At 53.9% G+C, this 10524-nt stretch carries 8 protein-coding genes; 3 read left to right on the forward strand and 5 right to left on the reverse strand.

What is annotated here, in order from left to right; genetic code table 11:
* Positions 1 to 115 precede the first annotated feature (115 nt).
* The 3 genes from GOV45_RS12645 to GOV45_RS12655 all read left to right on the forward strand — a co-directional run bounded on the left by GOV45_RS12645 (position 116) and on the right by GOV45_RS12655 (position 5187).
* Complete coding sequence (locus GOV45_RS12645; RefSeq protein WP_170478260.1) at positions 116 to 1102, forward strand: 2-hydroxyacid dehydrogenase; 987 nt, start codon at positions 116 to 118, stop codon at positions 1100 to 1102.
* A 29-nt stretch (positions 1103 to 1131) separates the two neighbouring features.
* Complete coding sequence (locus GOV45_RS12650) at positions 1132 to 2529, forward strand: FAD-binding oxidoreductase (protein WP_170478262.1); 1398 nt, start codon at positions 1132 to 1134, stop codon at positions 2527 to 2529.
* A gap of 150 nt (positions 2530 to 2679) precedes the next feature.
* On the forward strand, positions 2680 to 5187 hold the full coding sequence (locus GOV45_RS12655; protein ID WP_170478265.1) for a GcvT family protein: 2508 nt from the start codon (positions 2680 to 2682) through the stop codon (positions 5185 to 5187).
* Positions 5188 to 5222: 35 nt separating this feature from the next.
* Here GOV45_RS12655 and GOV45_RS12660 read toward each other — a convergent pair whose 3' ends face one another.
* From GOV45_RS12660 to GOV45_RS12680, 5 genes are all read right to left on the reverse strand, one after another.
* Positions 5223 to 5882: a DUF938 domain-containing protein gene (locus tag GOV45_RS12660; protein ID WP_170478267.1), complete on the reverse strand. Its 660-nt coding sequence runs from the start codon at positions 5880 to 5882 to the stop codon at positions 5223 to 5225.
* Positions 5879 to 6955, reverse strand: a complete 1077-nt coding sequence (locus GOV45_RS12665; RefSeq protein ID WP_170478271.1) for an NAD(P)/FAD-dependent oxidoreductase — start codon at positions 6953 to 6955, stop codon at positions 5879 to 5881. The genes GOV45_RS12660 and GOV45_RS12665 overlap by 4 nt, the downstream gene beginning before the upstream one ends.
* Positions 6956 to 7354: 399 nt before the next feature.
* Positions 7355 to 8428 carry a BMP family ABC transporter substrate-binding protein gene (locus tag GOV45_RS12670; protein ID WP_170478274.1) on the reverse strand — a complete coding sequence of 358 codons (1074 nt, stop codon included), beginning with the start codon at positions 8426 to 8428 and terminating at the stop codon, positions 7355 to 7357.
* Positions 8429 to 8460: 32 nt separating this feature from the next.
* Positions 8461 to 9381: an ABC transporter permease gene (locus tag GOV45_RS12675; RefSeq protein WP_170478277.1), complete on the reverse strand. Its 921-nt coding sequence runs from the start codon at positions 9379 to 9381 to the stop codon at positions 8461 to 8463.
* 3 nt (positions 9382 to 9384) lie between these two features.
* Positions 9385 to 10467 (reverse strand): ABC transporter permease, encoded by a 1083-nt coding sequence (locus GOV45_RS12680; protein WP_170478279.1) that lies wholly within the window; start codon positions 10465 to 10467, stop codon positions 9385 to 9387.
* Positions 10468 to 10524 lie beyond the last annotated feature (57 nt).

Genomic DNA, 10524 nt, shown 5'->3' on the forward strand with positions numbered 1-10524 from the left:
TTGTGGTGCTTCGAAAAAAGGTCGCATCTAAGGACATGGGGTTCTTGTGCCCCGTGTGATCCTGCGCCACGATGCCATGGCGCGCAACTGATTGCAAAGCGGTAGGAGATCCGAGGTGCCAAGAGAACGTCTGAGTGTTGTTGTAACGCGACGGTTGCCTGAGGCAGTTGAAACAAGATTAAGTGAGCTGTTCGATGTTCAGTTGCGGGACACTGATGCGCCAATGACGCGTGAAGAACTTATTGCTGCTGTCAAAGAAGCAGATGTGCTTGTTCCGACAATTACTGACACGATCGACGCAGGTATTCTGGGGCAGGCTGGAGAAAAGTTGCGCCTGATCGCCAATTACGGCGCGGGTGTTGATAATATCGACGTATCGACTGCCCGTCAGCGCGGCATTCTTGTGTCCAACACGCCGGGTGTTTTGACCGACGACACCGCGGATATGACCATGGCTTTGATCCTCGCCGTCACCCGTCGGATCCCCGAGGGACAGAGCGTAATGCAAAAGGGTGATTGGGCAGGCTGGGCGCCAACTGCTTTGTTGGGCGGTCGGGTTGGCGGTCGCCGCTTGGGAATACTGGGGATGGGCAGAATCGGGCAGGCCGTCGCAAAGCGGGCCAGCGCGTTTGGTATGCAGGTGCATTATCACAACCGTCGAAGGCTTCGGGCTGAAATCGAAGAAGCGCTGGAGGCAACGTATTGGGATAGCCTTGATCAAATGGTGGCGCGGATGGATGTTATTTCGATCCATTGTCCTTCAACTCCGTCAACATTCCATTTGATGAACGCAAGGCGCCTGAAGCTGATGAAGCCTTCAGCGGTGATCGTGAACACTTCACGCGGGGAGGTTATCGACGAAAACGCTCTTACCCGCATGATACGTGCAAATGAGATCGCTGGTGCTGGCTTGGATGTCTATGAACATGGCACCGATGTGAACCCGCGACTCCGACAGCTGCCAAACGTGGTTCTTTTGCCTCACATGGGATCGGCTACGCTGGAAGGCCGGATCGAGATGGGCGAAAAGGTGATCATCAATATCAAAACTTTCGAGGATGGCCACCGCCCGCCGGATCAGGTCGTTCCCGCAATGCTGTAACGCCGACTTGTAATCTGGGGAGGAACAGGATGGTGCACGCCCGAGCGCTTCCGCGCAACGAAACCGGTATAGAAACTGTCATTGGCATACTTAAACAGCGTTTCGCAGATCGGCTGCAAACCGGCGCAGCAATCCGCGAACAGCACGGTCACACCACAACCTGGATCGACAACCAAAGCCCGGATGCTGTGGTTTACCCGCATTCGACAGAGGAAGTTTCGGAAATTGTCAAAACTTGCGCTGCGCATAAGGTGCCGGTTATCGCGTTTGGAACGGGAACTTCGCTGGAAGGTCACGTGAATGCTCCGGCAGGTGGAATATCGGTAGACTTGGGCCAGATGGACAAGGTTTTGTCGGTTAATGCAGGTGATCTCGACTGTGTTGTGCAGCCGGGCGTCACCCGAGAAGACTTGAATATGCAGTTGCGGGACCAGGGATTGTTCTTTCCAATTGATCCGGGCGCCAATGCGTCGTTGGGCGGAATGGCTGCGACCCGGGCGTCAGGTACCAACGCGGTACGCTATGGCACGATGAAGGATAATGTCCTTAGCATTGAAGCAGTTATGCCAAACGGCCAGATCATTCGGACGGGCCATCGCGCGAAAAAGTCGTCGGCGGGATATGATCTGACTCGTCTCTTGATTGGAGCCGAGGGTACGCTGGGCATTATCACCGAACTCACACTTCGATTGCAGGGTATTCCTGAGGCCATAACTTCAGCCAGGTGTTCCTTTCCATCGGTTGATGCGGCCTGTCAGGCGGTGATAATGACTATTCAATATGGAATCCCGGTTGCGCGGATCGAGCTTCTTGATGACATGTCAGTACGCGCGGCAAATGCCTATTCCGGGTTGACCTTGCCTGAAACGCCACTGCTTCTGCTGGAATTCCACGGATCTGACAGCGGAGCAGCAGAGCAAGCCGAAACCTTTGGCCAAATAGCCGAAGAATTCGGTGGAACCGATTTTGCAGCAACATCGACTACCGAAGAACGCAACAAGCTCTGGCAAGCCCGACATGATATGTATTGGGCAAGCCTGCAGTTACGGCCTGGCGCAAGGGGGATATCTACGGATGTCTGCGTGCCGATATCTCGTCTGGCTGAATGCGTGACTGAAACTCAGCGCAAGGCAGCGCAGCTTGGCTTGATGGCGCCAATAGTAGGACATGTTGGCGATGGAAACTTCCATACGCTGGTTTTGCTCGACATGGAAAACGACAACGAAGTTACAAAAGCCGAAGAGTTTGTCGGGTGGTTAAATGATCTCGCAATATCGATGGACGGTACATGTACCGGAGAGCATGGGATAGGGCAGGGAAAGAAACCCTATCTTGTCAAAGAACTTGGCCCGGCAATAGACTTCATGTCAGCGATCAAAACCGCGTTGGACCCAGACAACATTATGAATCCCGGTAAGATCATTTGAGGTCGCCGGAACAAGCTGAGCGTTGGCACTGCTATGCGAACGATTCCCAGAAAGTCGGTTTTGTGCGCAATAGCGTCGGATGGACTTGGCGGTTCGGCGTTCTGTTCGGCATAAACCTTGCCAAACAGATTTAATCCGGAGAGCGGGCTAATGAAAACCCAAGTCAAAGCACTGGTCGTTGGCGGTGGCGCCATCGGAACCTCGATCGCCTATCATCTGGCCAAGGCCGGTTGGGATGACGTTATGCTGATTGAGCGTGACGAGTTGACCTCGGGCTCTACCTGGCACGCCGCCGGTCTGTTGCCGCTTTTTAACATGTCATACGCGACAACTCATATTCACAAGTATTCAGTCGATTTTTACAAAACGCTCGAAGAAGAAACCGGCCTGAATGCTGGCTTTGCCGTTGTGGGAAATCTTCGTATGGCCCAGACGGACGAGCGCATGGACGAATACATGCTTTATGCCTCGACTGCTGAGACCTGCGGTGTTCCTTATGAATGGCTGACCCCCGACGAAATCAAGGCGCGTTGGCCGTTAATCCGTACCGAGGATCTCAAGGGCGCTTTGTATCACAACACAGATGGGTACATTAACCCGGCCGATGTTACGCAGGCAATGGCCAAGGGCGCACGCCAGCGTGGTGTCGAGATTGTACGAAAGATGCAGGCAGATGCTTTCCACTGGACCGGCGCCCATTGGGAAGTCACTTGCACTAAGATGATCGAACAAGGCGGAAATCTTGTACCCGGTGACGAGCAAGTGGTAATAACTGCCGAACATGTCGTAACTGCGTCGGGTAACCATGCCCAACGTACTGCAAGGATGCTGGGTATCAAAATCCCGGCAATCCCTGTTGAACACCAGTTCATCGTAATGGACAAAGACCCTGCTTTGGTGGATTACCGTGCCAGCGGCGGGGCAGAGCATCCTGTTGTTCGCGACGCAGATGCTCAATCCTATGTGCGCGAAGAACGCGGTGGATGGATTTTGGGTGTTTACGAAAAGAATGCGCCAGCTTGCTTTGAATATGGCGTGCCGGACAGCTTCCGCGCTGACCTGTTCCCGCTTGATCTGGAGAGGATCGAAAGCCAGTACATGGCCATGATCCATCGTATTCCATCTTGCGAAGAAAGCGGTCTGAAAGACGATTTCAACGGTCCAATTTGCTACACCCCGGACGGCAACCCACTGGTTGGTCCTGCGCCGGGTCTGCGAAACATGTGGTTGGCTGAAGGATTCAGCTTTGGCATTACTGCTGCGGGCGGCACCGGTTACTATCTGGCGCAGATGATGGTCGACGGTGAGGCCGAGATCGACATGGCCTCGTTGGATCCCAAGCGTTATTCCAGCAATTGGATGACTACCGAATTCGCAGCCCGCAAGAACGAAGAATGCTACGACCACGTCTACATCTTGCACCACCCTGACGAAGAACGCCCGGCTTGCCGCCCCCTGCGGACGGCACCTGCCTATGACCGACAGAAAGCGCGCGGTGCACAGTTCGGCTGGGTCAACGGATGGGAACGCCCCAACTACTTTGGCCCACTAAACGCACCGTCAAATTTCGACGAAGAAAGCCGTTCCTTTCGCCGTGGTGGTTGGTGGCAGTACGCAGTTGAAGAAGCCAAAGCGATACGTAATGGCGTTGGGCTGATCGACGCGACTGCTTTCACGAAGCATGTCGTGAAAGGCCCCGGAGCGACCCAATTCCTGGACTGGTTCACCTGCAACAAGTTGCCCAAGGTCGGTCGTATAAACTTGACCTACGCGCTGACAGCACATGGCACTACGCGTACCGAATACACGATCGTCCGTAACGGCGAGAACAACTACTACATTGTCTCCGCTGGTGCATGGACCGAGTACGATGCAGACTTTTTACGCAAGGCGGCCGAAGACAAGTTGGACGAATTCGGCTACATCGAAATCCAGGATGTGACAAGCCAATGGGGTGTCTTTGCAATCGCCGGACCCAAGTCACGCGACGTTTTGAAAGAAGTTATCAAAGACGCCGATCCGGAAACTGCGTTGTCCAACAAGCGCTTCCCGTGGCTGTCGGCGCGTCAGATCGAACTGGGCATGTGTCCGGTCAACGCGATCCGCGTGGCCTATACAGGCGAATTGGGCTGGGAACTGCACCACCCGATCGAGATGCAGAACTACCTGTTTGATCTGCTGGAGCAAGCTGGTGAGAAGCATGGAATGAAACTTGTCGGTGCCCGCGCGCAAAACTGGTTGCGCCAGGAAAAATCCTATCGCGCTTTCGGTACCGAATTAGGCAGGGACGCGACGCCTTTGGAGGCTGATCTGCCACGCTTTGTTGACCTGTCCAAAGACTTTCACGGTAAGGTCAAATTGGAAGAAACAGGCGTACGCGTAAAATGTTGCACGCTGCTGATCGACGGCCCAGACGATGCAGACCCGTGGGGCCGCGAGGCGCTTTATACCCCAGAAGGCGAGCGCGTTGGCCGCCTTACATCAGGCGGTTATTCGGTGGCCTTCGAAAAATCAATCGGGATGGGCTATGTGTCGCCCGAACTCGCGGTCGAAGGAACAAAGCTAAAGGTCAAAATGCAGGACAAGCTGTGGGACGCGATTGTTACCTGCGACAGCCCCTATGACCCAAAGAACGCAGTTATCCGCAAAGATGGCTAGGTGGGCGATAAAATACTGACTGCGTCACCAATCGATCAAAGCTCGCCTTGGCGGGCTTTTTTCGTGACAAACGCCAGATTATTTGCAGGCATTTCTATGGTTTCAGTCACTTCCAAGCGGCATCTTTGGAATAGGGTCAGCATGTCCATGTCGTTTTTGTAACCTATCTCTGGATCTTGCTGAACAAGTGCTTCGTGAAACTGTTTGTCCCCTTTGCTTGTTAGGCGGCCTTCACGCATGAAAGGGCCGTAGACAACAAACTGCCCATCAATGTTCAAAGCTTGCGCTGCCTCAAATACGAGCGTTTTCACTTCCCACCAGCTGATTAAATGGAGAAGGTTAACCAAGACAATAAGATCTTGACCGCCAAAAGATTTGTGCCAATCCTTCGCTGTTGCGTCCAGATCAACGGCTAAGTTCACATTCGCCAAACCCTTGGTATAGGCGTCGATGCTAATACGGCGCTCGGGATCCACTTCGCTGGGTTGCCAAACTAAATCAGGCAGGCGCTGGGCAAATGCCGCGGCATGTTGCCCGGTACCGCTTGCCAGTTCCAGCGCGTGACCCGAAGCAGGCGCGACGCGTTCAAGCAATTCGCAAAGTACTGCAGAATTACGACTGGCGGCTGGAGCAACAAGGCGTCCGCCGTCGGATTTGAACGCTACACTCGCGTTTGATGGAAGTGTTCGTTTCATAAATTCCGCAACCTGTCTGGTTTCAACGCGGTGATTTCAGTCGAGTTCATCTCTGGGCGGTTTCCGACGGTCAAATCCGCCACCAACTGCGAGGCGGCCGGGGAGGTTTGGAACCCGTATCCACCTTGACCAGCCGACCAAACAAAGCTTGGATCTGATGGGTCTGGCCCCAGAACCAGAGTGCCGTCAGGGGCGAAGCTTCGCAAGCCAGCCCAGTTTGTCTCGACCCTGGTGACTGGCTCGGTAACCATCGCTTCGTAGCGCGCCAAACCTTCTGCCAACACCATGTCATCCGCAAAGGCATCCTGAGGTGGTATTGGATCAGCCTCGGACGGAGAAACTAGCAGCTTCCCGGCGTCGGGTTTGGCGTACCAACTTTCTCCGGCTCCGAACAGCATTGGCCATCCAGTAACATCATACCCGCCCGGCGCGGGTAACCGTGCCATCGATCTGCGCAGCGGGTTAATACCGATTGGGGTGATACCTGCCAACGCGGCGATTTCATCCACCCAAGCTCCAGCGGCGTTTACAAGCACGCGTGCTTCAAACTGGTCACCTGCCTCGACAATCCAATGACCGGCTTTGCGAATCCCTGTCACTTTTCGGCGGGTTAAAATCGAACCATTATTGGCACGAATAGTTCTGGCAAAATCCTGAAGCAGGCGGTCCGTATCGATGTCAAAAGCGTTCGTGCTTATGGCGGCAAACGCCACTGCGTTCGGGTCGATGATTGGTACTTTCGCATTCGCCTCAGAAACTGAGATGGTCTGCATGCCCAGGGCTTGCCTATCCAGCAAAAATTGATCCTCTTGAGCCGATCCACCCAACAGCATCAGGCCACGCGGCGTCAGATAGCCGCCATTTTCTGACTCAAGAAAACGCGCCCCGGCCATGTTCAAAGCCACCACAGAAGGCGGCCCATAGTTTTGTTCGAACATAGCGGCAGATCGCCCTGAAGCGTGATAGCCAAGTGCATCTTCCGCTTCGAGAACCGCCACAGCCCCATGCTCGGATAATCGCGCACCCGCGCTCAACCCAGCTATCCCACCGCCAATAACCAGAAAGTCAATCATGTTCAGGGGTTCCGTTAGAGCTTCTTATTAGCAGACGCTATTTGAGCATTATTTATTTGGGAAATCCATCTACCAGATCTAACGATACGCAGAATTTAAGCGGCCTTGAATTTGCAATTCAACCCACCCAAGCACTACAAAATTGAAGGACGAATATTAAGGGTGAGCTCTGCAGATTCGCTCCCGATTGCCAAACAATCAATCACCCTGCCTGACCCAAAAACGAGCAGAATTTGTATTTGTTTGACTTTCGTGGCGGTACTCACAAGCACCGTTATCACTCTGAGTTAGGGCAGGAGCTTCTGTCTGCATTTGTTTGTATCCAAGCGGAGATTGCGATGGCCGCAAAAAAGCCCGCATAGAAAATGCGGGCTTTTTCTTTAGGTTAACGTACCGGGTTTATTGAGGGATTTCACCTTCGAGGCCTTCGACGTAGAAGTTCATCCCGGCAAGAGTGCCATCATCAGCTGTTTCGCCGTCAGCCAGCCAATCGCTCCCGTCCTGCTTTTTCAGCGGGCCAGTGAATGGGTGATAGCTGCCATCTGCAATCGCGTCCTTCATCGCAAGGGCTTCTTCCTTTACGTCGGCCGGAACAGCGTCAGAAATCTCGCCGATCTCGACCATGCCTGGTCCGATACCGTCCCAGGTGTTCGTAGTGGACCAGGACCCATCCATTACAGCCTGAGTGCGCGCGATATAATATGGCGCCCAGTTGTCGATGATCGAGGAAACGCGCGGCATAGGCGCGTATTCACTCATATCCGAAGCCTGTCCAAACGTGATTACGTTGCCCGCCTCTTGCGCTGCTGCCTGCGGCGCGGTCGAGTCAGTATGTTGCAGGATCACGTCCGCGCCTTGTTCAATAAGAACAGTGGCAGCATCCGCCTCTTTCGCCGGGTCGAACCAAGTGTAAGCCCAAACGATTTTGAATTCGACGTCCGGATTAACTTTCTTGGCGTGAACATAGGCAGAGTTGATGCCGCGGATCACTTCGGGGATCGGGTACGAGCCGATGTAACCAATGATGTTCGACTCGGTCATCTTTCCGGCGATGTGACCCTGTACTGCGCGACCCTCATAGAACCGGGCTGAATAGACTGATACGTTGTCTGCAGTTTTGTATCCAGTTGCGTGTTCGAATTTCACGTCCGGGAATTTCTTGGCCACGTTAATGGTCGGGTCCATGTAGCCAAACGAGGTCGTAAATATCAAATCCGCGCCTTCCAGCGCCATCTGCGTCATTACGCGCTCGGCATCCGGCCCTTCCGGAACGGATTCAACGAAAACAGTTTCGACTTTGTCGCCAAAGTGCTGTTCGACCGCTTGGCGGCCCTTATCATGTTCATATGTCCAACCGCCGTCTCCGACCGGTCCGACATAGACAAAACCAACCTTGGTTTTGTCTTGTGCAAAGGCGCTGGTCGCAAGACCCAGCGCAATGGCTGCGCTCGCCAAAAGTGAAGTGAATTTCATATGGTTACTCCCCAAGTTGATTCAGTTGGCCCCTAGTGTGAGGCATGGAAGGTTCGGCCCAGTGAAGCTGGTGCGCTGCTCTTGTCGGCCGAAAGGATTACAAGCACAAGGATTGTGATGATATAGGGCGACATTGCCAGATACTCGACAGGTATGGCAACGCCCGCTGCCTGCAAATTTAGCTGCAATACGGTGATACCGCCGAACAAATAGGCACCCAGCAACGCGCGCCACGGTTTCCAGCTGGCGAATACTACGAGGGCTAGCGCAATCCATCCGACACCCGCAGTCATTCCTTCGGTCCATTGCGGAACCCGGATCAGACTGATGTAAGCGCCACCCAAACCGGCGCAAGCACCGCCGAACATAATAGCCAAAATGCGGATCTTGATAACTTTATAGCCCAGTGCATGCGCCGCATCATGGTTTTCACCAACAGCACGCAAGACCAGTCCGACGCGAGTGTATTTCAGCGTGGCCCACACTGCGGCTGTTAAGGCTATGCCGACATACAGGATGGGATCATGCTGGAACAATATCGGACCGATTACAGGAATATCGCTAATAACTGGAATGTGGATTTCGCTCATGTCGGGCGGCTTAACACCAACATAACTCTGCCCCATAAGCGCGCTGAAGCCCAGCCCGAAAAGGGTTAACGCCAGACCGCTTGCAACCTGGTTAGCCAATGCAATCTGCGTCAGAAGAACAAACAAGAGTGAAAGCAGTGCACCACCGATAGCTGCCGCAATGAAACCCAGCCATGGCGAACCGGATTCGACCGAGATGGCAAAACCACTGATCGCGCCAACGATCATCATGCCCTCCACGCCCAGGTTCAACACGCCAGCCTTTTCAACGACAAGCTCTCCTATCGCGGCAAGCAGCAATGGGGTCGCCGCGACCATCAGCGAGGCAACCAGAAGAACGGGATTTATTTCTCCAAGGTCCATGGTTTACGCCACCTCGCTGCGGGCCGCACGGATGCGGTAGTTGGTCAAAAGATCGAAGGCCAACAAGAAGAACAGCAGCATCCCCTGAAATACTTGAATTGCTGCGGCGGGGAGGCCGAGTTGAGACTGGGCGATTTCACCACCAATATAGGTTAATGCCATCAAGAACCCGGCCAGCATTATCCCCAGTGGATGCAGGCGGCCCAAAAAGGCGACGATGATCGCGGTAAAGCCGTATCCGACGTTAAAGTCTATACTGACCACGCCTGATGGGCCGGAAACTTCGAACATCCCCGCAAGCCCGGCAAGAACTCCTGAAGTTCCCAGGCAGAAAAGGATCAGACGGGCGGGGTTCACACCCGCAAAACGGGCCGCGCGGGGGGCTTCTCCGGTCAGTCGGATATGAAAGCCAAGTAGATGCCTGTTAAGCAAAACATAAGCGAATATCACGGCGACAAAGGCGGCTACTACACCCCAGTGCATACCTGAACCTGTGATCAATTCCGAGTTGTAGGCGCTGGGATAGGATTGAAGGTTGCGGGAACCGGGAAAACCGAACCCCTCAGGGTTCTTCAACAGGCCCAGAGATACAGATGCCAGAATTTGTTCTGCAACATAGACGAGCATAAGTGAGACCAGAATTTCGTTGGTTCCAAAACGCACTTTCAAAATGGCTGGGATCATTGCCCAAACCCAACCGCCCAAGGCCCCTGCAAAGACCATAACCGGAAAGATGTACCACGCTTCCAGTGGGTAAAACGCCAATCCTGCGGCTGCGCCAAAGATTGCGCCCATGATGTATTGGCCTTCGGCGCCGATGTTCCAGATACCAGCACGAAAGCCCAGCGACAAACCAATGGCAATCAGGACCAGTGGTGCGCCCTTTACCAAAAGTTGCGGGCGGTAATAAAACGCAAACTCGCCGAAAAGAGGTTCCCAAAAAATGGTTCCGATAGCCTCAACGGGATTCTTGCCCAGAACCGCGAACAGAACACCGCCAAACACCATCGTAGCCAGAACTGCGACCAGGGGGGTAGCAAAAGACCACGCCCTGGATGGCTGTGGCCGTTTCTCCAAAACAATCAAAGATATACCCCCCAATAGTCCTTATTATTTTTTAGATGCCTCTGCCGTAGGCGGACC

The organism is Ruegeria arenilitoris (genome assembly GCF_013035425.1).
Taxonomy (GTDB): domain Bacteria; phylum Pseudomonadota; class Alphaproteobacteria; order Rhodobacterales; family Rhodobacteraceae; genus Ruegeria; species Ruegeria arenilitoris_A.

Bases quoted from the DNA above. Each gene is read 5' to 3' on its own strand.
- GOV45_RS12650 (WP_170478262.1), top strand. From the start codon at position 1,132: ATGGTGCACGCCCGAGCGCTTCCGCGCAACGAAACCGGTATAGAAACT.
- GOV45_RS12655 (WP_170478265.1), top strand. From the start codon at position 2,680: ATGAAAACCCAAGTCAAAGCACTGGTCGTTGGCGGTGGCGCCATCGGA.
- GOV45_RS12660 (WP_170478267.1), bottom strand. From the start codon at position 5,882: ATGAAACGAACACTTCCATCAAACGCGAGTGTAGCGTTCAAATCCGAC.
- GOV45_RS12665 (WP_170478271.1), bottom strand. From the start codon at position 6,955: ATGATTGACTTTCTGGTTATTGGCGGTGGGATAGCTGGGTTGAGCGCG.
- GOV45_RS12670 (WP_170478274.1), bottom strand. From the start codon at position 8,428: ATGAAATTCACTTCACTTTTGGCGAGCGCAGCCATTGCGCTGGGTCTT.
- GOV45_RS12675 (WP_170478277.1), bottom strand. From the start codon at position 9,381: ATGGACCTTGGAGAAATAAATCCCGTTCTTCTGGTTGCCTCGCTGATG.